This is a genomic window from Streptomyces sp. RLB3-17 (genome assembly GCF_007113425.2).
Lineage (GTDB): Bacteria > Actinomycetota > Actinomycetes > Streptomycetales > Streptomycetaceae > Streptomyces > Streptomyces mirabilis_D.
This window is the reverse complement of record NZ_CP041610.2, coordinates 11512095-11534167: the sequence shown is the minus strand read 5'-3', so window position 1 is coordinate 11534167 and position 22073 is coordinate 11512095. Positions and strand designations below refer to the sequence as shown.

The following is a 22073-nucleotide window of genomic DNA, read 5'->3' as shown; positions in this document are numbered from 1 at the left end:
ATGCCTGCGGGGGGACGTCCCGCAATGGGGTCGCTGGCTACGATCACCGCATGGAGCGAGACCTGCCGCCTGCGCCGTGGCTGAGGCGGTTACCGTCGGGTGTCTGGAGGGTACTGACTTGGTGCGCCGCCGGGCTCCTTGCGCTGTTGCTGTTCGCCTCGACGACGTATCGGATGGCATCGCCCTTCGGGCTCCAGCGCCCCGTCTTCGCGCCGGCACTCGGGCTGCGGGCGGCCCTGGCCGTGGTTCTGGCGCTGGCTGTCGGCTGGGCCGGGCGGCGGCCGGAGCAGGTGTTCGGCGTGCTGCTGGCCGAGTCGGTCGCGGTGGTGCTGCTCGGGGAGCGGGCGTGGCCGCTCTTCCTTGCGATGGGCGTCTTGGTCGGTTATCTCGCGGCCGTCCGTCCCCGCCGGATCTCCGTCCTCGCCGGCGTCACTGAACTTGCGGTCTGGTGGGGCGAAGCGATGGCGGTGAATCACGACTTGGTGGAGTTCAGCGACTTCGCCAGCAGCCTTCTGGGTGCCGCGGCGAGCATCGCGATTCCGTGGGCGATCGGTAACTCGATACGCCAGCAGCGCTGTTACAGCCAGGCCCTGCGCGCGTACGCCGCCGGCCAGGCGGTCACGGCCGAACGGCTTCGAATCGCCCGGGAGTTGCACGACGCGGTGGCCCACAGCATCGGCGTCATCGCTATCCAGGCCGGTGCGGCGAGCCTGGTGCTGGACGTGGAGCCGGCCGGGGCCCGCCGGGCACTGGACGCTATCGAGGCCACCAGCCGCGAGACGCTGGCGGGCCTGCGGCGGATGCTCGTCTCCCTTCGCCAGGCCGAGGCCGGCGAGGATCCACCGGCCACCGCGCCGCTCGCGGGCCTAGAGGCCGTCGACCGGCTGGCCGACACGATGGCGCAGGCCGGCGTCGAGGTGGACGTGCGATGGCGGGGGCGGCCGCGTCCACTGCCGTCCGAGGTCGACCTGGCCGCCTTCCGGATCGTCCAGGAGTCGGTCACGAACGTGGTGCGCCACGCGGGCGCCCACCGCTGCGAGGTGCACATCACGTATCAGGAGGAGGAGTTGGACATCGAGGTGCTCGACGACGGCCGCGGTCCCGTCCTCGGTCACCGTACCGGCACAACCGGCTACGGGATCTCCGGGATGCGCGAGCGGGTCGCCCTGCTGAACGGCCGGTTCAGCGCCGGGTCCCGGCCCGAGGGCGGCTTCCGGGTCGCCGCGAGGCTGCCCGCATGACGCCCTCCGACACCACCGGCCCGGCGATCCGCATCCTGCTGGCCGACGACCAGGAGCTGGTGCGCACCGGGCTGGGCATGGTCATCACCCACTCCCCGGACCTGGAGCTCGCGGGCGAGGCGGCCACCGGCGCCGAGGCTGTCCGGCTGGCCAAGGAGATTCGCCCGGACGTCGTGGTGATGGACATCCGGATGCCCGGCATGGACGGCATCGAAGCGACCCGGCTGCTCACCGCGGGCGCTGCCGACCCGGTGGCGCGCGTGCTGATCCTCACCACCTTCGACGACGACGACAACGTCTATGCCGCCCTGCGGGCCGGCGCGAGCGGCTTCCTGGTCAAGGACATGGCGCTGGTGGACATCCTCGCGGCGATCCGCGTGGTCGCCGCCGGCGACGCCCTGATCGCACCCGGCGTCACCCGCCGCCTGATCGCCGACCTCAGCGCGCGGCCCGGACCGGCCGCGCCGAAGCGCCGGCTTGCGGGCATCACCGAGCGCGAGCGCGAGGTCCTGACCCTGGTCGGCCGCGGCCTGTCCAACACCGAGATTGCCGAGCAGCTCTTCATCGGCCCCGCCACCGCCAAGACCCACGTCGCCCGGCTGCTGACCAAGCTCGACGCCCGCGACCGCGTCCAACTTGTCATCGCCGCCTACGACGCGGGGCTGGTGTCCCCGTCCGGCTGAGCCCACGCGAACGGGAGCGCCGGGACGGGGAACACCCCGAGGGGAACACCGGGCACGACGCTACGGGAGCTGTACGGCGACCTCCGGCTCGTTCGGGGAAGGCCCGTCCAGCAGCGGCTTGGGCACGCCCTTCAGCTGCAGGTCGAAGAAGTCCCCAAGGTACGTCCGGGTGATCGCCAGCCCGCGCACCGGTTCGATCGCTCCCGGCCGGCTGGGCAGGCCCGCCGCCTGGGCGAGCAGCGGCAGGTCGCTGAAGGTGCCGTGTTCGGCGCCGGCGACGGTGAGCCGGCGCTTCCAGCCGTCCAGGTTCTTCCAGGCGTCGTCCCAGCTGGAATCCATGCCCGGAGCCTCATCGGACCGGGCGCCGAACAGGAGGAAGGGCCGCCCGTCCAGTCCCGTGGCCGGGATGGGCGCGTAGAAGGTGCCGTCCATGTTCGCCCCGGCCCGCACCCGGCGGTCGGCGGCCATGGTCGAGGCGGTGGCGTCACCCCCGATGGAGTGCCCGGCCATGCCGATCCGCCTGCGGTCGATCAGGTGAGCGTAGTGCCAGGCCGGATGAGGGGACGTCACCTGGTCGATCACGAAGGAGGCGTCCTTCGCCCGGCTCTCGGCGATGGCCGCAGGCCCGCCCGCCGGCGGATGGTCGCAGATGACGCAGGCGAGCGTCCGCCCGTCCGGGAACGTGATGCCGGGAGACTCGTAGGTGTGGTCGATCAGCGCGACGACGTACCCGCGGCCGGCCAGGTCCTCGGCGACACTGCTGAACAACGCCCGCGGGAAGCCGAGGCCGGGTGAGAGCAGCACCAGCGGGAACCGGCCGTGCGCCGGGCGCGCGTCCACCCGCGCCCAGGTACGGACCGCGCTCAGCGCCTCGGGCGGAAGGCTGGAGCCCGGGGCCTTCTCCTGCAGGAACAGCCGAGCCTCCTCAGTGGTCATGTAGGGAGCGGGTACCCCGCTCCCGAGCCGGGCCGGGTAGTACATCGACACCATCAGCTGCCGCGGTCCCGCCGTCGGCACCCAGGGGTCCTGGCGGCTGTCGTCGACGAGGTGCAGCCTGTCGCGGCCAACTGCGTACGGGCCGGTCGGACGGGGCAGTGCTGCCGCGAACCCGCTGGGTGCCGGTTGGGCGGAGGACAAGGCGTCGGACGGCGTGGTGGCGAAGGCCGGTGCCGCGGCGGCGATCGGCAGCGGCAGGACGAGTGCGAGCACGGCGGTCAGCGCCGCGCGGCGGATACTGGTCATGCGCCAGAAACTAGACCGCGGGCACACCTCCTGACGTCAGCTCAGGAGTGGACAGGCGCCTCCGCTTCCGGGTGGATCCGCCGTCCCCCCGTAGGCGGACCAGAACGCGGTGAGCCTGATTGCGAAACCATTGAACGCTGCCGGTGAACCGGGATCTCGGGGGCGAGCACGCGCCAGGCGTTCATGCTGTAGCGCCACATACCAACGATCACTGAACACGAACCCTGCGCAACGCAGATGACAAGCCGTGATCAGACAACCCGCCAACTGACAAACCTGCAGATCAGCACGCAGCCCCAGGGCTCATCTACACAGCCCGCCGAGCCCACTGAAGGATCGGCACCGCCCGGCCAAAGCCGTACACCAAACAGATCAGCCCAAGCCAGACCACCAACCACTGATCACAAAAACCGCTCCGAGACCCCGAACTCGATGCTCTGGGGATGCGGTGGTCGTGATGGATGAAGGCATCAAGTCCCGACGCGGGTTGTCCTCGCCGGCGGCGTTGCCTTATTTCGCTGGCCCGCCACGGCGCAGCTGCTCGTCCAGCCACGCGAACCCCGCACGGCCGGCCGAAATGATGCAAGATCGGTCCGACGCGATCTCGGCGCTGGAGAATTGCATGCACGGTGTGAAGCGGCCGGGACTGGAAACGGAGGCCGTGTGTGAGCAGTGCGGGACTGGGCTGAGTGGGACGCAGCTGATGAGCCGTTCCTCGCCGAACAGCTCTCCTTTGGCATCCCGCTCCTCGATCACGCCGTCGGTGTAGCACAGCACCCGGTCGCCGCGCTGGAGCTGGTGCTCGCTGACCGCAGGGGGCTCACCGCCCAGGCCGATCGGAAGCGTGGTCGGGCCCTCCAGCGGCCCTGCGACCTAATGGCTACGGATCAGCAGCGGTGCGGGGTGGACGGCGTCGACCCATTGCAGGTGGCCGGTGGTGACGTCCAGGTCCATCATCTGCGCGGTGACGAAGTGATCGGGACCGAACTGCTCGGCGACGGCCCGGTCCATGAACGCGTACATTTCGGCCAGGCCGATGTCGGCGCGTCGGGCGTGCCGGTAGGCGCCGATCGCGACGGTTGCCATCGTGGCGGCGTCCAGACCGTGCCCCATGGCATCGATCACCACCGCATGCGAGATGTCGTCGTTGAGGGCGTAGTCGAAGCTGTCACCGGCGATCTTGTAGGCGGGCTCGACGGCCGGCAACCGCAAGCGGGTAGATGCCCTGTACTGCTCACCGAGGTGCCGCACCCGGGCCTACCGCCAGAGGCGATCGCCTTCAGAAGGCGTCACACCGTGACGCCATCATGTGACGCTATGTGGCTCAGAAACCGGCACCGACCGTGCTATACGGGCGGTGGCAGCGTTGGTGGCGGGCCGGGACCTTGAAGACGTCACGAACCTCTGCTCCTCAGCGGCGCGCAGGCACACGGCGAGTTCTCGGATGCGCTCGCGCATGGACAGGCAGGATCCGGCGAGGGAGGAGGGGGCCGAAGTGAGGTCGAAATCCGCAGCCAAGAGTTCGGCTGCGAAGTCCGTCATGTCGGGAGGCAGGGTCAGGTGAAAGGACATGCTGGGACCGTAGGAACGGGCACTGACAGGGCGTACTGCATCTGGAGCAACCTGGATCACCCGCGGGGTGTCCCCTCACCCGATCGGGCCCCTAAACGAATGACGCGGGGAAGTTGCGAGGGCGCTCCGGCAGCACGTGCCGGGCCTCCAGACCGGTGTGTCGACGCCAGTGGACATAATTCGGGCTGTGGACTTGAGACCGGAGCTGTTGCCCCCGCCTGTGAGCCCGAAGCGGCTGGAGGAGCTGGGCCTTGAGATCGATCGGATCGCGCATCTGATAGCCGTGTGTCCTGAGGACTCCGCCGAGGCGGTCCAGGCCTTCAATGAGGCGACCGGACACGATTACGAGGTCCTCGACTTCGCCGAGTACTGGGGGAGCCGAGACGTGGAGGAGTTCGCCATGGAGGCGGCCCGGCCGGCTCGCCCTCGGGGCGCGGACATCACCAGGGCAGAGCTCGTCGAGATCGTCCGCAGGGTTCTTGCGGCTGACCCGGAGTACGCCCACTACCTGCGGCTGCTCGAAGCGAACGTGGCTCATCCTGGAGTCGGTGGCCTGATCTTTCATCCATCGGACGACCTCCAGGGCGCGTCGGCGGAGGAGATCGTCGACGAGGCTTTGAGATACCAGCCGATCGCACTTTGAGCCGCGATGCCGAGCTGTCCGCCTACGCGCCCCCGGCGGCAGCCGACGCTGAAGAGCCGTTCGGAGTGTCCAGATTGAACACCGCATGACAGTGCGGCCCGCTGGATAGGCGGCCCCGCACAGAAGTCTCGACTTTCGACGTTTTCGTTGATCGTCGTTGGGGTCGCTCAGAGTGACTAGATCCTCTCCAACGGAACTGCGGGCCTCGCGACGCACGGCGCGGCCGTCCACTGCGGTACCGAATCATCCAGGCAGGCCCGAGGGCACCCCGGGGCCAGGGCCCCTGGCAGCCCTCGTACGCTTCTCCGATCACTCACAGCGGAGGAGACGACGGAAGCGATGATCGCCAGCTTTGTGGGGCTCGTGGTGATCCCCATGGTCATAGCCGGGCTGGCCCGGTGGGCGGCGGCTAGGAGGCGGCGCGGTCTTGCGGCGGGCCGGGCCGTGCACTTCCGCTGCCGACTCGACGGCCACAAGGGCCGACTGCTGGTCGACGCACGCCTCGACGGGCCAGTCTTTCTGGACCGTTCCGGGAACGTCACCGCCCTGCCACGCGGTGGCGAGGCCCTGGACGCGACAGTCTCCACCAACGGCCGGCCCCCTTTCGAGAAGGTCAACCTGCGCTACCGGACACCCGAAGGCCAGGTGCTGCGGCTGCGCTTGGCCACGCACGATGCGCGGACCCTCGGCGCCTGGCTGGGCGAACAGACCCGCCCGGTTTCCGCGCCCGCCCGACGGCTGCTTCTGCCGGCCGCACCGCCATGGGCGGTACTCGCCCTCGCGGCGTCCCTGTTCGTGGGCCTGGCCACCGCGGACGTCGCGCTGCTCGGGAAGCACACCGCCGCCGAGGTCGTCCGTGTGGACCGGGACGACGACAGCTGCACCGTCGGCTGGGACGGCGGCGCACAGCGGGCGACCGTGGACTGCGACACGACAGACGTCCGCTCCGGCGACCGAATCCCGATCATCGCCCTACCCTGGCCCTTCCTGGGTGAGGGCGTGGACACGCGGATCACGCTGAGCGTGGTCGCCGTGCTCGGAGGCGGCCTCGGCCTGCTCGGCCTCGGCGGTGCACTGGTGGTCAACCCGCTGGCCTGCGCCCGGCGCGTCCGGCTGGCGCGCCGGGCCCGGCCGGCGATCCCCCCTCGGGCGGCCGCGGGCGGCGAGGCGGGCGAGGACAGGTGGCCCGCCCTCGATGACAACCTGAGCTACGCGAGCCTCGCCGCCGCGGCCCGGCACGGCGATCGCCATCGCCCGGGCCCCCGGGTGACCCCGCCGCGCCGCGGCTTCGGCCGCACGTCCATATCGCCGCGCATCTGGGTGCTGACCACCGTCCTCGGCACCAACGCCTGGTACTCCCTGGGGTTCTCCTCCGCCGCCATCCTCGAGGACCACTTCCACCTGGGGCACTGGCGCTTCCTCGTGTTCGGCACGGTCGGCATCGCGTCCCTCGCCCGGATCGGCTGGGTCGCGACCGACCGCTCCGCCCTGTGCGGTCCGGTACTGCGTGCCGCGCGTTCGGACGCCGGGAAGGGCACATGGCAGCCCATGCGCTACGTCCGTCTGTGCCGGGATCCCGGCGAGATGGCGCTGGTCCTGTTCCGACCGGAGGGCGGCGAGGTGACAGCGCCGCTGTTCCTCCAGCCGATCTCGCGATCCCGCGGCAGTGAGCGCCGCACCGTCGGCGGTCCCGCTCCGGTCGGCGAGGCCCTGGTGCTCAACACCGGCGTGGGGCCGCTGATGTGCGAGATCGACGGCGTCCGCTACCTCCCCAGAGGCCGTGCCACCGAAGCCGCGACCGACCCCGCACGAACCCGCGACGAACTGCGCAGCTTCGCCGAGAGCCACCTCCGGCGGATCGGACGGAGCTAGTTCAGACGGGTGATGTGGCGTCATCCGGCCGCGCAGGCTGGAGACAGCAGAGAAGCATCGGCGGGTCTCCTCCGGCGCCGCCAAGGGTCCCAAGCCGGTCGGGCGCGGGACCTGCTTCGTCGTGATCGGCATCGTGGTCCAACTCCCCTTCCCCGCACGGCCGGTGTGCCTGCCGGTGATGGCCCGGCTGTGGCGCCCGAAGCAGGAGCAGTCCAAGGTCGACCTCGCCGCGTCCATGCTCCGCCTCCTCGCCGCCTGCCACCACGGCCGGCGCAGCAGCGTCTTGATCGCCCTGTGGTGGCGGCGGAGCCGAAGGTTTGCACCGCGCGATAGGGGCCCGCCTTGGCAGCGTGACCAACGGCGAGCGGGACGGCTACCAGGAGCGCGCCGCCTGCCAGCACGCGGACGGCGGGTGGCACGGCAATCTTACGCGGCCGCCGAGGCTCGATGCCCACCTTGTCGCCGACGGTTGGCATCTCGATCTGGCGGATGGCCGGGTCGTTGTTACCAGCGTTGTAGGTCCTTGCGTAGCTTTTCGTACCAGGCTCGTCGGCGCTGTGCGGTGTCCGACGGTCTCTCGCCGAGCGCGACGACTTGGTCGGTGATGTCGTAGGTGAGGCGATACAGCAGAACCTCGGTGGCGGTCTCCAGCCACTTCTGTGTGGACCTGGCTGGCGGTGCCGATCCCAGAACGGTGACGAACCAGGCCGGCAGCAGGGCCCGCTCGCGGACCGCGTCAGCAAGACGGCTACGCAGGCCCAGCGTGAGCCGCTGCTCGGCCTTCGCCCCCGCGGCGATCACCGACTGCTTCTCGGCCCGTGTCGTGGCATCAGCTGCCAGAGCGCTTTCGGCTTCCTCAGCAAGCCTCGACTCCCGGTCGAGGCCCTGGCATAGCCCCCGCTCCCCCGCTATCGTCTGCCCGAGCTGGGTTGCGGCCTCGGCGCGGGAACGGGAGCCGTACCGCGTGGCGAGCAGCGTGCCTACCGCGTCAACGACGGTGGTGCGGTGTGCTCGGAGCTCTCCGGCGGTGTCGCGGCGATGGCGCAGCCGGATCTGGTAAGTGGTGCGGTCGTGGTCGCTGAGGAGAAGGCTGCGGGCCTGCCGGCCGCGTTCCCTGCTGCGGGCGAGTGCGCGCTGGTCCTTGCTGAAGGTGTCCAGATCCGCGAGCTGGGCGCCGCCGGACGCCAGGAGCTGGCCCTCCAGGAGCCGCACTTGCTCCACGAGGCGGCTGATGGTCCGCTCGGTGTCGCCGACGCGATCGCTGAGTTCTCCGTCGAGTTCCTCGAGCTTGCCTTCGCAGCTCCTGACGTCACTGCGGATACTGCCCAGCTCGTGGTCCAGGTCCTCGGTGTAACCGAACTTGCGGCTCAGGCTCTCGTGTTCACTCTGTAGGTCATCGAGCCGACTGTCGAGGTCCCGGATCCGCCGGTCAACGTCCTCCATCACTTTGCCCCTTGCTGGCTGCTGCCTTCTGAGGCCGCACCGACGGCGACCCATCCGACCAGGACAGCGACGATCCACCAGGCGGAGACCACCTCGAGAGCGACCAGCACCACCAGCGAGCACAGCACGTGCAAGCCGATCGCGATCGCGCGTTGCTCCTTGTACCGCTCCGCGGTCACCGTGACCGACCAACCCATCAGCGTGGCAAGGAGATGGGGTATGAGCAGCACAAGCCACCAAGCGGTGTGCCCGAGGGCCAGCACCGCGGCGATCAGTGCGACCGCCACCACCGTCTGACCGCGCCAGGACCACTTCACGACCCGATCGGCACGATCCCGCTTCGGTTGCGCCAGCCGGGCCGGCAGCGTCCGCTCGAACTCCAGCAGACGCTCCGCACAAGCCACCAACTGGTCGTACTGCTCATCAAATACCGCGTCATCCGGGCCGCACTGCTTGATCCGCGTGTGCCGATCCCCCAGATCCCTAATCATGGCCTGATGCTGCTCGGCGCACGGTTGCGTCCAGGGAAGTGGTGTACGGGTTCGACCTGATCCGGGGGTTTGCTCCGGCATCGGGATGGTGCCCGCATAGATGAACGGCCACCGGCTGATCTTCGAAGTGTCGAAGCCTCGAAGGAGATCAGCACGATGACCGCACCTGACAGTGTGCCCCTGCATGCCCTCGCGGAGGACAACCTCGCTTCGGCGAGTCCCGATCTGCTGCGCGCGATGGTCAAGACGTTCGCCGACGCGCTCATGTCCGCGGAGGCCGACGCCCTCTGCAATGCCGAATACGGGCAGGTCAGCGACGAACGCGTCAACCACCGCAACGGCTACCGCCCACGCGAATGGGACACGAGGGCCGGCACCGTCGAACTCGCCATCCCCAAGCTCAGGTCCGGGAGTAACTTTCCGCACTGGCTCCTCGAACGGCGCCGGCGGGCCGAGCAGGCCCTGATTTCGGTGGTGGCCACCGCCTACCTGCTCGGTGTCAGCACGCGCCGGGTCGAGAAGCTCGCCGAGTCCCTCGGCGTCACTCAGTTGTCGAAGTCCCAGGTCAGCGCGATGGCCAAGCACCTGGACGAGCAGGTTGCCGCGTTCCGCAACCGGCCGCTGGACGCAGGCCCGTATGCGTTCGTCTGGGTGGATGCGCTGACCCAGAAGGTCCGCGAGGGCGGCCGGATCATCAACGTCCACGCACTGATCGCTGTCGGCGTCAACGCGGACGGGCACCGCGAGATCCTCGGCATCGACGTCGCCACCGCCGAGGACGGCGCCGGATGGCTCGCTTTCCTGCGCTCCCTGACCGCCCGTGGCCTGTCCGGCGTCCAGCTGGTCACCTCCGACGCTCACACCGGCCTCGTGAACGCGATCGGCGCGGTCCTGCCAGGCGCTTCGTGGCAGCGATGCCGCACCCATTACGCCCGAAATCTGCTGAGCCAGGTGCCGAAGTCTGCGCAGCCGTGGGTGGCTACGCTGCTGCGGACGGTCTTCGAACAGCCTGATGCCGACGCCGTCCAGGCCCAGATGCGACACGTGCTGGACGCGCTGGAGGCCAAGTTCCCCAAGGCCGCAGCCCTCTTGGATGCCGCTCAGCACGACCTGCTGGCGTTCACCGCGTTCCCGCGCGAGATCTGGCGGCAGATCTGGTCGAACAACCCGCAGGAGCGGCTGAACAAGGAGATCCGGCGTCGCACCGACGTGGTCGGCATCTTCCCCGACCGCACCGCTCTGATCCGCCTGGTCGGCGCGGTGCTGGCCGAGCAGAACGACGAGTGGATCGAAGCCCGCCGCTACATGGGCCTCGACCTACTTGCCAAGGCCCTCCTCCACCCGATCGAGTCAGAAACCGACGACGCCGTCCTCCCGACCGAACTCACCGCATAGCCTCAAAGAAGAGATCACCGAGTGGCCGTCAATACACCACTCCAGCGGACGTGACCGATGCGTGCCCTGAGCAGCACGGCCGTACATCCCTGTCACGCCCGCCTGTTCCGGGCAGGGCAACGTCATGCCTGGCCGTGTGCCATCAGGGCCGCATGCGGCAACACCAATACGCCGCCCGGACCGGTGAAATCGGCGCACAGCGACTCGAAGTGGTCTTTGATCTCGGCGATGACCATCGGATTCTGACTTGTCACGATCTGCCCGATCGTCGCCACTCCGGCGGCTGGTCCACTCCACCACTCCTCCAGAGTTGTCCGATGGTCCCAGACCAAGGTGTCGCAGACGACATCCAACAGGCCCGCGTCGCCCAGCAACGCGGCCATGCCCTGTTCAGTGCGCGGAAAGTCCTCTTCTGGAGCAAGAGCCGGCAGGTGAGCCGGACGACTGGCGCCAGCTGCCTGGACAGCCCTGCCCAGCAGGGCCTGTCCGGCGGCCGCGGGTACCGCCCAGATGGTGGCGGCTATCCGTCCGCCGGGACGCGTCACGCGGCGCAGTTCCCTCAGGGCTGCCCGGGGCCGTCCGACGTGGTTGAGAACGAAGTTGCCGACCACAGCATCGAACTCGTGGTCAGCGAAAGGCAGGCGGGGCAGAGCAGCAAGCCGCACGTCAGCTTCTGGGGCTGCCTGCGCGGCACAGGCGACCATGCCCGGTTCGGCATCCACCGCCGCCACTCTCGCACCCCGCTCACACGCAGCAGCGGCGATACTGCCCGTGCCTGTCCCCACATCGAGGACTCGTGCACCCTCCCGAACCTCGGCAGCATCTAGAAGCCGAGGCACTGGATACAAGCAGAGTTTGGCGAAACTCGCAGCATAGGCATCGGCCTGCCCCGCCCATGTCCGCCGCTCGGACTCATCAAACGCCGTCTGCACTACCCGTCCCCTCCCTTGAGTAACCACCACCGCGACAACAACACGGCAGGTCCTGACGCTAACCCATACCTGATCAACGGCGGCCAGGATCAGGTACAGGCTTCCGGCATCGATCATCGGACGTCCGAAACCCGGCTGTGCTCCGTCAGAGGTCGTAGTCATCACGGAAATGCGGTCACAACCCTTCAGTTGGCGAGTCTGAGCGTCGGAACCGGCCAGCCACCACTCCAGAGATGACTACACGGGCTGAGTGCGCGTACTCATGCGCACCTGCGACCGGCCCGGCAAGGTGTGGCCATGACGGACGCACTCCCCGAACCTCCACCTCGGCGCAGATGGCCCTGGTCAAGCAGGACATCTTTCGCCCCGGACGTTGCCGCTGGGCTTGCGTTGTTCATAGTCGAGGCTGCTGTATTTGGGTGGAAGAATTTCGGCTATGGCATGCAGATATGGGCTGCGCAGGGGGCACAAGCGGAGATCGACGCATCGCGACTCGCGAGTATCGCCTGGACGGAACACGTGCTCTTCGCCACGCTCCTCCTTGCCGGGCTTGCAACGCTGGCCCGCGCACCGTGGACAGTGCTATCGCAGCTCCTCGCTGCCGGAACGCTGGCTGTGCTGCTCGTGCTCTCGCAGCACGACTACGACCGCACCCACCCGGGTCCTGCGCCTACCCCGAGCGTCGGGTACTCGCCCTGCTATAGCGGCAGCGGGACCTGTCATTGAGTCGCACAGCCCCGCCAACTCGGATGCTCGCTCGCCAACTGAAGCACCACACGTGCACACCGCGCAGGCCGGTGGTCTTCCGTATGGGACGTCAAACTCGTAGTGGGGCAGGGCTATGACGTCCAATTCCTCTCGCTGCTCGTGGTTGAGGGGCCACCGCGACCGCCCCGGCCCGGCTGGGGCCTGGGCGGCACAGAGTGCGCTCAACGCGCGGTTCAGCGGGCTGTTTCGATGGCATCCCGTAAGCTTGATCTTTAACCTCGCCGGTCACCCGACCTGCTGATCTTGGTTTGTTCCCGGGACAGCAGGGCGGCCGTTCTTCACGCTTCGAGGTGTCGAGCAACGTCGCGTGAAGGAACGGCCGCTGGTGAAGAGTCTCGCCGCTGAACAGTCCGCTGACGCCGCGTTGGGCGTCCTGTCCCACTTTCGTGTCGAGTTCTACGACTGCCTCTACACCCGGGCGGATGCGCTCTTCGAGCTCACCGACGCGGTGCTGTGCTCGGACGGGCCAGTGACGTCGCTGGTCGAGCTGACGCTCACGGCCGAGCACCGGCGCGGGCACGGAGCGATGTACGACGCGGTCAACCATGGCTGGCTGGAGCCGCGCCGTCTGCGCAGGCTGCTGACCTCCACGCCGCTGCCGCGTGCCGCCGACGGGCGGATCGTACTCGCGGTGGACGTGAGCAACTGGCTGCGACCCGACGCCCCCACCAGCCCGGAGCTGCTGTTCTGCCACGTCTACGGACGGGGCCGCAGCGCGGATCAGTTCATCCCCGGCTGGCCTTACTCCTTCGTCGCCGCGCTGGAGACGGGACGCACGTCCTGGACGGCCGTGCTGGACGCGATCCGGCTGGGGCCGTCCGACGACACCACCGCGGTGACCGCCACCCAACTGCGCGAGGTGGTCACCCGGCTGGTGCACGCCGGGCAGTGGCGGCCGGGCGACGCGGACATCCTCGTCGTCATGGACACCGGCTACGACGTCACCCGCCTCGCCTACGTCCTGGCCGACCTGCCCGTCGAGCTGGTCGGCCGGCTCCGCTCGGACCGCGTCATGCTCCGGGACGTCGGCCCACGCCGCTCCACCCCGCGCGGCGGACAGCCCCGCAAGCACGGCGGCGTCCTCACCTTCTCCAAGCCGGAGTCCTGGCACACCCCCGACCAGGCCACGACGTGCGACACCACCCGCTACGGCACAGCCGAAGCCCTCGCCTGGGACCGCATGCACCCCCGATTGCAGGCCCGTGGCCCCTGGCTCGACCACTGCGGCGAACTCCCTTTGATCCACGGCACGTTGATCCGGCTGAAAGTTGCGCACCTGCCCGGTGACCGCGACCCGAAGCCGGTATGGCTGTGGTCCTCGCGCACCGGGATGACCGGCGAAGACGTCGACCTGCGCTGGCAGGCGTTCCTCCGCAGATTCGATCTTGAACATACCTTCCGGCTGTTCAAACAGACCCTGGGCTGGACCGTCCCCAAGGTCCGCGATCCGCACACGGCCGACCTGTGGACGTGGCTGATCATCGCCGCCCACACCCAACTCCGCCTTGCCCGGCCACTCGCCGAGGATCTTCGTCGGCCCTGGGAGCGGCCGGCGCAACCTCATCGGCTCACCCCTGCCCGAGTCCGCCGGGGGTTCCGCCACCTCCGCGTGAAGACCGCCCGTCCCGCCGACGTGCCCAGACCCTCCAAGCCCGGACCCGGACGCCCACCCGGCTCGAAGAACCGCAGGCCAGCCCCACGTCACGAGCCTGGAAAGACCGTGAAACGAATCGAAACCCTCACCGAACACGTCCGCCTGAAACAGCAGCGAGGTTAATGATCAAGGTAAGAAGCTGTTGTCTTTTCGATCTTGAGGGGTGCGCGTCGAACGGGAGTCCCGATCGGGTGGTCGTGGGGCGCTGGGCGCATACGGACAGGGCCTCCTGAACAGCTCGTTGGTGTCGAATCACCGAGCAGCAGCAGGAGGCCCTGGTGCAGCAGTCTTGCGTGCCGATGGCCGGGGAGTCCAGCGTGGTCACCTGGGAGTGTGACTGCCTGGCTCACCGGTTCGGAAACGCCGCCGACAACGGGACGCGGCAGCCTCGCTATCCGACGGACATGACGGACGGGGAGTGGGCCGTGGTCCGCCCGCTGCTGCCGGTGCCGGGCTGGATGCGCGGCCGGGGCGGCCGGCCGGAGGGGTACTGCCACCGGGCCATGCTCGATGCGATCCGGTATCTCGTGGACAACGGGATCAAGTGGCGGGCGATGCCCGTCGACTTCCCGCCGTGGGACCGCATCTACGCATTCTTCCGCCGCTGGCGCGACAACTGCCTGGTCAAGGAGTTCCACGACCGGTTGCGCGTGAGGGTCCGCGAGGAGCTGGGGCGGGACGCGCAGCCGACGGCCGCAGTGATCGACTCGCAGTCCGTCAAAGCGGACGCCGTGGTCGGTGCGGACAGCCGGGGCTTCGACGGCGGCAAGCTGATCAACGGCCGCAAGCGGCATGTCGTGGTCGACACGCTCGGCCTGCTGCTGGGCGTGATGGTCACCGCCGCGGACACCGGCGACCGCATCGCCGCCCAGGTGCTGCTCGGGCAGGTCGCCGATGTGCATCACCGGCTGGAACTGGTCTGGGCCGACGGCGGTTACACCGGCAGCCTCGTCGAGTACTGCCTGGCCAGGCTCGCGCTGGTCCTGGCGATCGTGAAACGCAGCGACGACATGCGCGGCTTCGTAGTACTGCCCAAGCGGTGGATCGTCGAGCGCCTCTTCGCCCACCTGATGCGAAGCCGCCGTCTGGTGCGTGACTTCGAGCGGCGCACCGCCAGCGCCGAGGCGATGGTCTACTGGTCGATGACCCTGCTCATGACACGCCGCCTTGCCCGGCCACACCCTGGGCAAGGGTGAACCGGCTCGGTTGCCGCTCGGCCAGCCAGCCCCTCGCGACCAGGCGTTTCGCCTTCGACCGCAGGGCCTCCACTCGTGCCGGCACCACGTCCATGCCGAACGCTTGGGCCATCTCCTGGCAGGTCAGCGGCCCTTGATGGAGCCGGTCCCGGTCCGCGAGCGCCGTGAGGATGCACTGGTAGTCCACCGACAGCACCGACCGGGCCAGCCCCTCACGCCACACCGGCACCTGCGACTTCGGCTTCGCCGCATCCCGGGGTTCCGGCGGCGCGTCCGCATCCCGCGGATCCTCAGTGGCCGCCGTGCCGGCGGTGTTGCCGCCGTCCGGAGCCAGCACCGTGTCGACCCGCCTGCGGGCAATCGCCCACTCCTGCCATTCCTGCTCGGCCGCGGCCAGTTCGGCCTGGATGCGGTCGGCCTCCTCCCGCAGCCCGTCGACTCGACGGCGAGCGGCGAGTTCGTGCTGTTCCAGCAGTCCGACGACTGACGGCATTCCTGACCTCCCGGGGAGCGACGACCCGACAGGCCACGACTCCCACGGAATCACCACTGCTATCCCCGACCAGCGGAAACGCACCGATCACGCCCGAAAAGACAACAGCTTCTAACCGGCTCAAGCCCGTGCAAGCGCCGGTATCAGGCGTAGCGCGTTGTCCCGGTTGATGCCGCGGAGCTGGTGGTCGGCGATGGCCGGGTCGCTGTCCAGGGCCGGTGCCGCGATGTCGGAGACGATGTGGGCGGGGGTGGGCGGCCAGTCGGTGCCGTAGAGGATCCGGGCGGGGTCGACCGTGGCCATGAGGGTGGGGGTCGAGGACGGGGATATGGGGCCCGCCGTGTCGTAGTAGAAGCGGTGCAGGTAGTCGCGTATCCGGGACGGTTCGATCTCAGGGGTGAGGTGGTTGCTGAAGAGCTCCAGGCGGGTGGCCATGTAGGGGAGGAAGCCGCCGCCGTGCGGGAGGACGAAGGTGAGGTTGGGGTAGCGGTCCAGGGTGCCGTCGAGGATGAGGTTGATCGCCGCGCGAGTCGTGTCCATGAGGAAGTCGCACATGAACGGCGGCAGGCCCGGGACACCCGCCCCGGCGGCGTTGCCACCGGGTACGTCCATCGGGTGCGTGCTGATGACCTCGGAGCGGTCGTTCAGCTCGGCGAGGAGGCGGTCGTGGGAGGGGTCGCCGAGATAGACACCGCCCGCGCTGGTGCGCGTGCTCACTCCGACGGCGCCGAGGTCGTCGAGGCCGTACTTCAGCGACCAGCTCGACAGGTCGAGGTCGTCGAGGAAGACCGGAGTGAAGAAGGCGAAGCGGGTGGGGTGGCTCGCGGCGACTTCCGCCGCCGCCTGCAGCGCGACCCGTGCGCTATCCTCGCGCTTGCTGCGCTCCTGGATGCGGCCGAGCATGGCCACGGTCATGACGGTGGTGCGGATCCCCGTGCGGTCCATGAGGGCGAGCGCGGAGTCGAGGTCCCAGCGAGTCCACCAGGGCAGCCGGTCGCGCCGGACCAGGCCCTGCGCCTCGGCCCAGTCGAGCCAGGCGGGCGCGGTGAAGTGGTGGTGGACGTCCACGCGGGAGGTTCGGGCGTCGTCGTCGGCCGGGGCAGACGCCGAGAGGTGAGCTGATATCATCGTGGGCTCTTTCTTCGTTCAGAAGCGGAGTGGAGGCACTCAGACGCGCCCATCGAATGCCGTCGCCAGCGGCTGCTCCGCCGCGGCTTCAGCCGCGGCGTTCGGTGGCGTCTCGCGGCGAAGCACCGTCATCAGCGTGTCCGTGAGGGCCCGTTCCGGGTCCGGTACGAGCTCGGGCGACCGCCATGCCACGAAACCGTCGGGGCGGACCAGGACGGCACCGGACTCCGCCGTGCCGTGCAGCGCCACCCAGTCGGTGCCGTCCTCGGGGACCAGGTCGTGGTCCGGGCCGACGACGTGGCTTTCCACCGGGATGCCCAGGCGTGCGGTGACACCGCGGGCCGCGGTGCGCCAGGCCTCGCCTCCGGGGCCGGTGAGGACGACGAAGGACCGTTCGTAGAGGTCCAGGGTGGAGATCCGCCGGCCCTCCCGGGTGGTCACCCACATGTGGGGGGCCCGACTTCCGGGGGCGCCGTCCACCTGGAACGCGTCGGGCACGATCGCGGCGTCCGGGTCGGCGCCGACGACGGCGCCCGACGGGTAGCGGTAGCACAGGGCCACCGTCAACGCGTCGGCCGGACCGTCCTTGCGCTTCTTCTCCGGGGTGTAGCCCGGGTGCTGTTCCTCGGTCGCCTGGAACAGGGCGCGGGCGGTCGTCGCGAGCGCCACCGGCCGGCGTTCCGTCCCGTAGGTGTCGAGCAGCCCGGGTCCGGCCCAGCCGCGCAGAGCGGCCGCGATCTTCCAGGCGAGGTTGTGGGCGTCCTGGATACCGGTGTTGGAGCCGAAAGCCCCGGTGGGGGGCATCTCGTGCGCCGAGTCACCGGCCAGGAAGACCCGGCCCTCGCCATAGCTGTCGGCCACACGGTCCGCCGCGTGCCAGGGGGCCTTGCCGGTGACCTCGATGTCGAGGTCGGGGACGCCCGCCGCGGCGCGGATGTGGGCGATGATGCGCGCGTCGGTGAAGTCGTCCAGCGTCTCGCCCCGGTCCGGGGCCCAGGGGGCGTGGAAGACCCAGCGCTCACGGTTGTCCACCGGCAGCAGGGCACCCTCTCCGTCGGGATCGGTGAGGTAGCAGACGACGAAGCGCCTGTCGCCGACGACGTCCTGCAGCTTCTTGCTGCGGAAGGTGATGCTCACGTTGTGGAACAGCGCGCCCGGTCCCGACTGGGTGATGCCCAGCCGCTCGCGCACCGGGCTGCGGGGCCCGTCGGCGGCGACGAGATACCGGGCGTGCACGATGCGGCTCTCGCCGCTGTCACGGTCCCGTACCTCCGCGTGCACCCCGTCGGCGTCCTGTGTGAAGGAGACCAGCTCGGTGCCGAAGCGGATGTCGCCGCCGAGGGAGCGGGCGTAGCGCAGGAGGACGGGTTCGAGGTCGTTCTGACTGCACAGACACCAGCCGGACGAGGTGATCCGCGACAGGGACGGACCCGTGTCGATGGCCTTGACGATCCACCGGCCGTCGCCGGCGGAGAGCGTGCTCACCTGGAGGACGCCGTCGTTCCCGGCCAGGGCGCCCGCCGCGGCGCGGATGTCCTGCTCGACGCCCGCGGTCCGGAACAGCTCCATGGTGCGCAGGTTGTTCCCACGGCCGCGGGGGTGGGTGGACGTCGCGTGGTGACGCTCCACGAGCAGGTGCTCGACGCCGAGGCGACCGAGAAAGACCGACGTGGACAGGCCCACCAGGGAGCCGCCTACCACCAGAACCGGTACGGATTCCACGGCTCGTCTGCTCATCGGGTGATCCCCTATCGTCTGTCGTCATCGTCGGTCGTCCGAAGCCGAACGTCCCAGCACGGGAAACGGCGACTCGGGGGCCTTTCCATTCGGCATCAACTCTTCGCGCGCTTCCCGGGCCCGGCATCTCCTGTTGCTCCGATCGCGACGCCGCGTCCCGACGTCGCCCCGGATGGGCTAAGGACGTTTGCTGGCGGCTGCCCGCCGGGAACCGTCGAGGCCATGACGCAAACACCCCTGCACGCCGAAGCCGGATCCGCGGACCCCGTGGCCGCCGCGTCCCGATGCACCCCCGACTTCCGCGCCAATCCGCACCCCGTGTACGCGGAGTTGAGAAAGACCGCCCCGGTGTGCCCGCTTCAGCCGCCGCACGGCGTGGAGACCTATCTGATCACCCGTTACGACGACGCGCGCGCCGCGCTGGCCGACCCCCGGCTGAGCAAGGACATGTACGGCGCCCTCGACGCGTACCACCGCATCTTCGGCGACTCCTCCATCGCGCTCGACGACAACATGCTGTTCTCCGACCCGCCCAAGCACACCCGGCTCCGGAGGATCGTGCAGAGCGCCTTCACCCCGCGTCGCGTGGAGTTGCTGCGTCCGCGTATCCAGCAGGTCACCGAGGAACTGCTGGAGCGCTGTCCGACCGACGCGCCCATGGACCTGCTCCGGAACTTCGCGTTCCCGCTGCCGCTCCAGGTCATCTGCGAACTCCTCGGTGTGCCGGAGGACGAGCGCGAGCGCGCCCACCAGTGGGCGGGGACCGTGGCGAAGACCGGGTTCGGCCCGGACGCCAAGAAGGCTCTGGAGGAGGCGGAGGGGAAGCTGCGCGACCTCTTGGTCCACCTCGTGGCGCACAAGCGCAGCACGCCCGGCGACGACCTGATGAGCGCGCTCATCGCGGCCCAGGACCAGGACGGCGCTCTGACGGACCATGAGCTGGTCTCCACGGCGTGGGTGCTGTTCTTCGCGGGTCACAAGACCAGCGCGTACCTCATCGGCAACGCCGTGTACCACCTGCTCTCGAAGCCGGACCAGCACAGCGCGGCCCTCGCGAACCCCGAGAGCCTGAAGCAGGCCGTCGAGGAACTGCTGCGGTACGAGGGGTCGGTGGAGAGCGGCACCTTCCGTCACGCCACCGAGGACATCCCGATGCGGGGTGTGGTGATCCCCAAGGGCTCCCTCGTGCAGATCGCCATCACCTCCGCGAACCGCGACCCGCAGGCGTACGCCGAACCCGACCGGCTCGACGTCACGCGCACCGGAGGCCAGCCCCACCTGGCCTTCGGCCACGGCCCCCACTACTGCATCGGGGCGCCGCTGGCCCGCCTGGAGATGCACATCGCGCTCACCACGCTGTTCCGCCGGTATCCCGAGATCACGCTGGCCCTGCCACCGCACGAGGTGCGCTGGCTGACCGTGCCCTTCCCGGCGTTCCGCGGACTCGCCGAGCTGCCCGTGGTGCTCGATCCGGAGCGGATCGCCGACTGAACGCATCGCCGACTAGCCGGATTCATACGGTCGGGGTCCCAGTGCCGCCGGGCGTTTTGATGAGCTGATCGGTCCACTGCGGCAGAAGCTGGAGGTGGTGGTGCCGTGGCTGAATGAGAGGCAGCGGCGACTGCTGTACGCCGCTGAGGCCCGACAGTTGGGACATGGCGGCATCGCGGCGGTGGCCGCCGCAGCCGTGGTATCCAAGGGCTGCGTCCAGCGAGGCATGGTGGAGCTGGAGGAGGACGAGGAACCGCCGCCCCGGGTGAGGCGTCCCGGCGGCGGGCGCAGACGCGCCACTGAGAAGGATCGATCGGGTAGGGAGGCCGGTTCACCCGGCCCCCACAAAAACAGAATAGTTTTCGGCGACACACCACGCCAAGACGATCGCGCACCCGGCCGGCTGTCCGGCGGGTGACGTGTGCTGCGATCCGATCGCCCACGGCGTACGGGCTGTCCGTGCCGCGACCGCCCAGCCCCTGCAGGCTGTCCTGCCCCGCACGCTGAGCCTCCCCAGGCCGGACGCGCCCGCTCGCTTCCCCGGCCTCCCGCCCGCCCGTGGCGCTCCCGATATCCACGTCCTCCAGGTGCAACGGATCTAGCGGTGGTTTGTTAGACCGGGCAGTAGAGATCAAGAGGTCTGCCGGTGCCGACGGTGTTGATCAGTTCTTGGAGTGCTGCGGGCGGGGGCTTCGTCGACCATGCCCGCCAGTAGCGTTGCAGCGTGGCCCAGGGCGTCAGCCAGCCACGGACGGCCCGAAGTGCCTGGGGCCAGCAGGCCGGTTGGGGCTGCTGGGGTCCGGGTTCTCCCCCTCTCTAATGGGTCTGACAGTAAGTCAGGTCCGTCTGGGTGGCGGGCTGGACTGGGCGGGGGCGGGGGGGGGGGGGGGGCGAACCAGGTGTTCCAGCAGAAGCTGAAAGCGCAGTTCACGAGGGTCTGGTGGCGCCGGATCACAGTGTCGGAGCGGACCTGGAAGTCGGCCCAGCCGAGTTCGTCCTTGACTTGTTTGTAGCTCTGTTCGACCCAGTGACGCAGCCCGTAGATCCGTACGATTTCGGCGAGGGCGGCGGGCGGGTAGGGCGATTCGGTGACGCGTGGGGAGCCGGGGCGGGGCAGGTCGGTGGCCAGGTACCAGGTCGCCTTCGCCGGCAGGTTGGCCGGGTCGGCGGTGGCCACCACCAGGCGGACGTTCCCGTCCGGGCCCCACCAGCCCAGCCGGGCCTCGGCGGCCCACCACGTGGCGATGTGCCCGTCGCGGAACGTGCGCTCGATGCGCGACCAGTCCCCGGGATGTTCGGGGTCCCGCCAGGCCAGGAGGCGGGCGGCGTCGACGGGAGTGTGGACGTCGGGGCCGTAGGCCCAGGTGCCGTGCCGGGGTTTCAGGGTCATCACGAACGGCAGGCCGGCGCGGAAGCTGTCCTGGTCGCCGTAGGCGCAGTCGGCGGCCACCGCGCGGAAGACCAGCCCGGCCGCCTTGGCCTGGGCGGCCAGGTCGGCCGCGATCTGCAGTCTGGTGCGGAAGCCCGGGTGGGTCGTTTCTTGCCGCGGGGGAAGTGATGGGCCGGGGTATAGGGGCAGGAGTGCACCGGGTAGTAGACGCGCTCGTCCGCCCAGTACGTGGTCACGGTGACCACACCGCGGTCGATCTTCCCGACCGAGCCGAGATACTGCTTGCCCACGTGTGCGGTCGCCGTCCCGTCCTTGCGGTCACCGGAGTCGTCGATGACCAGCACCCCGCCTGAATGCGGGGCGGTGGCCGGGTCGGCGAGCAGCTGTTCCAGGCGGCGGGCGTTGACTGTTTCCTGGTCCCATGTCGACTCGGACAGGAAGAACTGCAGCCGCTGCACCGCTGCGTGCTGGGCACCGGCCACCGGTTCGGCGCCGGCCAGGCAGGTCAGCGTCTTGTTGCGATCGCGGGGAACTACATGAATCTCGCCCGAAAGCTGGCAGCTGGAGCCATCGCGGCCGGCCTCACCACCGCCGGCGTCCTCGCTGCGACCCCGGCCAGCGCCACGGTCGTGAACTCCCCTGCCCAACGGCCTCGCCCTCGCCCCCTCCGGGCGCACCCTGTACGTCGCCGACAGCCACAAG

General features: G+C 69.5%; 16 protein-coding genes and 3 pseudogenes. 10 read left to right on the top strand and 9 right to left on the bottom strand.

The window, feature by feature from the left end:
• The first annotated feature begins 173 nt into the window (after nt 1–173).
• Entirely contained in the window at nt 174–1241 is a 1068-nt protein-coding gene (locus FNV62_RS52100; protein ID WP_225900728.1) for a sensor histidine kinase, read from the top strand.
• Nucleotides 1238–1924, top strand: a complete 687-nt coding sequence (locus FNV62_RS52095) for a response regulator (RefSeq protein WP_143604850.1) — start codon at nt 1238–1240, stop codon at nt 1922–1924. Before FNV62_RS52100 ends, FNV62_RS52095 begins: the two co-directional genes overlap by 4 nt.
• Before the next feature lie 60 nt (nt 1925–1984).
• On the opposite strand, the gene FNV62_RS52090 is transcribed toward FNV62_RS52095, so the two are convergent.
• Both FNV62_RS52090 and FNV62_RS52085 read right to left on the bottom strand, forming a co-directional pair.
• Nucleotides 1985–3166, bottom strand: coding sequence for an alpha/beta hydrolase family protein (locus tag FNV62_RS52090; RefSeq protein WP_143604849.1), 1182 nt, complete (start codon nt 3164–3166; stop codon nt 1985–1987).
• 693 nt (nt 3167–3859) lie between these two features.
• A pseudogene (locus FNV62_RS52085) lies at nt 3860–4363 on the bottom strand (PP2C family protein-serine/threonine phosphatase); the annotation flags it as partial.
• A gap of 562 nt (nt 4364–4925) precedes the next feature.
• On the opposite strand from FNV62_RS52085, the gene FNV62_RS52080 reads away from it, so the two are divergent.
• Together FNV62_RS52080 and FNV62_RS52075 are read left to right on the top strand one after the other, a co-directional pair.
• Nucleotides 4926–5381, top strand: a complete 456-nt coding sequence (locus FNV62_RS52080) for a hypothetical protein (protein WP_143630371.1) — start codon at nt 4926–4928, stop codon at nt 5379–5381.
• A 339-nt stretch (nt 5382–5720) separates the two neighbouring features.
• Complete coding sequence (locus FNV62_RS52075; protein ID WP_143630369.1) at nt 5721–7253, top strand: hypothetical protein; 1533 nt, start codon at nt 5721–5723, stop codon at nt 7251–7253.
• 504 nt (nt 7254–7757) lie between these two features.
• Here the strand turns inward: FNV62_RS52075 and FNV62_RS56620 are convergent.
• A complete protein-coding gene (locus FNV62_RS56620) occupies nt 7758–8696 on the bottom strand; it encodes a hypothetical protein (RefSeq protein ID WP_225900727.1) in 939 nt (312 codons plus the stop codon).
• Nucleotides 8696–9187 carry a hypothetical protein gene (locus tag FNV62_RS52065; RefSeq protein ID WP_143630366.1) on the bottom strand — a complete coding sequence of 164 codons (492 nt, stop codon included), beginning with the start codon at nt 9185–9187 and terminating at the stop codon, nt 8696–8698. The genes FNV62_RS56620 and FNV62_RS52065 overlap by 1 nt, the downstream gene beginning before the upstream one ends.
• A 156-nt stretch (nt 9188–9343) precedes the next feature.
• On the opposite strand from FNV62_RS52065, the gene FNV62_RS52060 reads away from it, so the two are divergent.
• Nucleotides 9344–10582 carry an IS256 family transposase gene (locus FNV62_RS52060; RefSeq protein ID WP_143630364.1) on the top strand — a complete coding sequence of 413 codons (1239 nt, stop codon included), beginning with the start codon at nt 9344–9346 and terminating at the stop codon, nt 10580–10582.
• A 122-nt stretch (nt 10583–10704) separates the two neighbouring features.
• Here FNV62_RS52060 and FNV62_RS52055 read toward each other — a convergent pair whose 3' ends face one another.
• Nucleotides 10705–11514 carry a class I SAM-dependent methyltransferase gene (locus tag FNV62_RS52055; RefSeq protein ID WP_225900945.1) on the bottom strand — a complete coding sequence of 270 codons (810 nt, stop codon included), beginning with the start codon at nt 11512–11514 and terminating at the stop codon, nt 10705–10707.
• Between the two features lie 297 nt (nt 11515–11811).
• Between FNV62_RS52055 and FNV62_RS56615 the strand changes: the two genes are divergently transcribed.
• The 3 genes from FNV62_RS56615 (at nt 11812) to FNV62_RS52045 (ending at nt 15132) form a co-directional block, all read left to right on the top strand.
• Complete coding sequence (locus FNV62_RS56615; protein WP_143604844.1) at nt 11812–12240, top strand: DUF6234 family protein; 429 nt, start codon at nt 11812–11814, stop codon at nt 12238–12240.
• Nucleotides 12241–12607: 367 nt separating this feature from the next.
• The gene (locus tag FNV62_RS52050; RefSeq protein WP_143604719.1) at nt 12608–14059 is read left to right on the top strand and encodes an NF041680 family putative transposase; all 1452 of its coding nucleotides are present in this window, start codon (nt 12608–12610) and stop codon (nt 14057–14059) included.
• A 155-nt stretch (nt 14060–14214) separates the two neighbouring features.
• The gene (locus FNV62_RS52045; protein ID WP_225900726.1) at nt 14215–15132 is read left to right on the top strand and encodes an IS5 family transposase; all 918 of its coding nucleotides are present in this window, start codon (nt 14215–14217) and stop codon (nt 15130–15132) included.
• Here FNV62_RS52045 and FNV62_RS52040 read toward each other — a convergent pair.
• The 3 genes from FNV62_RS52040 to FNV62_RS52030 all read right to left on the bottom strand — a co-directional run bounded on the left by FNV62_RS52040 (nt 15089) and on the right by FNV62_RS52030 (nt 18490).
• Nucleotides 15089–15625, bottom strand: coding sequence for a hypothetical protein (locus FNV62_RS52040; RefSeq protein WP_143604843.1), 537 nt, complete (start codon nt 15623–15625; stop codon nt 15089–15091). The genes FNV62_RS52045 and FNV62_RS52040 overlap by 44 nt on opposite strands.
• Before the next feature lie 120 nt (nt 15626–15745).
• Entirely contained in the window at nt 15746–16753 is a 1008-nt protein-coding gene (locus tag FNV62_RS52035; protein WP_143604842.1) for an amidohydrolase family protein, read from the bottom strand.
• Between the two features lie 39 nt (nt 16754–16792).
• Nucleotides 16793–18490, bottom strand: coding sequence for an FAD-dependent oxidoreductase (locus tag FNV62_RS52030; RefSeq protein WP_143604841.1), 1698 nt, complete (start codon nt 18488–18490; stop codon nt 16793–16795).
• A 222-nt stretch (nt 18491–18712) separates the two neighbouring features.
• On the opposite strand from FNV62_RS52030, the gene FNV62_RS52025 reads away from it, so the two are divergent.
• Together FNV62_RS52025 and FNV62_RS56610 are read left to right on the top strand one after the other, a co-directional pair.
• Entirely contained in the window at nt 18713–19981 is a 1269-nt protein-coding gene (locus FNV62_RS52025) for a cytochrome P450 family protein (protein ID WP_143604840.1), read from the top strand.
• 64 nt (nt 19982–20045) lie between these two features.
• A pseudogene (locus tag FNV62_RS56610) lies at nt 20046–20279 on the top strand (ISAzo13 family transposase); the annotation flags it as partial.
• Nucleotides 20280–20612: 333 nt separating this feature from the next.
• On the opposite strand, the pseudogene FNV62_RS52020 reads toward FNV62_RS56610, so the two are convergent.
• A pseudogene (locus FNV62_RS52020) lies at nt 20613–22018 on the bottom strand (transposase).
• Between the last annotated feature and the right edge of the window lie 55 nt (nt 22019–22073).

Excerpts from the sequence above, each read along its gene's own strand:
- FNV62_RS52100 (WP_225900728.1), top strand. The coding sequence starts at position 174 with ATGGCATCGCCCTTCGGGCTCCAGCGCCCCGTCTTCGCGCCGGCACTC.
- FNV62_RS52095 (WP_143604850.1), top strand. The coding sequence starts at position 1,238 with ATGACGCCCTCCGACACCACCGGCCCGGCGATCCGCATCCTGCTGGCC.
- FNV62_RS52090 (WP_143604849.1), bottom strand. The coding sequence starts at position 3,166 with ATGACCAGTATCCGCCGCGCGGCGCTGACCGCCGTGCTCGCACTCGTC.
- FNV62_RS52075 (WP_143630369.1), top strand. The coding sequence starts at position 5,721 with ATGATCGCCAGCTTTGTGGGGCTCGTGGTGATCCCCATGGTCATAGCC.
- FNV62_RS56620 (WP_225900727.1), bottom strand. The coding sequence starts at position 8,696 with ATGGAGGACGTTGACCGGCGGATCCGGGACCTCGACAGTCGGCTCGAT.
- FNV62_RS52065 (WP_143630366.1), bottom strand. The coding sequence starts at position 9,187 with ATGATTAGGGATCTGGGGGATCGGCACACGCGGATCAAGCAGTGCGGC.
- FNV62_RS52060 (WP_143630364.1), top strand. The coding sequence starts at position 9,344 with ATGACCGCACCTGACAGTGTGCCCCTGCATGCCCTCGCGGAGGACAAC.
- FNV62_RS56615 (WP_143604844.1), top strand. The coding sequence starts at position 11,812 with ATGACGGACGCACTCCCCGAACCTCCACCTCGGCGCAGATGGCCCTGG.
- FNV62_RS52040 (WP_143604843.1), bottom strand. The coding sequence starts at position 15,625 with ATGCCGTCAGTCGTCGGACTGCTGGAACAGCACGAACTCGCCGCTCGC.
- FNV62_RS52035 (WP_143604842.1), bottom strand. The coding sequence starts at position 16,753 with ATGATATCAGCTCACCTCTCGGCGTCTGCCCCGGCCGACGACGACGCC.
- FNV62_RS52030 (WP_143604841.1), bottom strand. The coding sequence starts at position 18,490 with ATGAGCAGACGAGCCGTGGAATCCGTACCGGTTCTGGTGGTAGGCGGC.
- FNV62_RS52025 (WP_143604840.1), top strand. The coding sequence starts at position 18,713 with ATGACGCAAACACCCCTGCACGCCGAAGCCGGATCCGCGGACCCCGTG.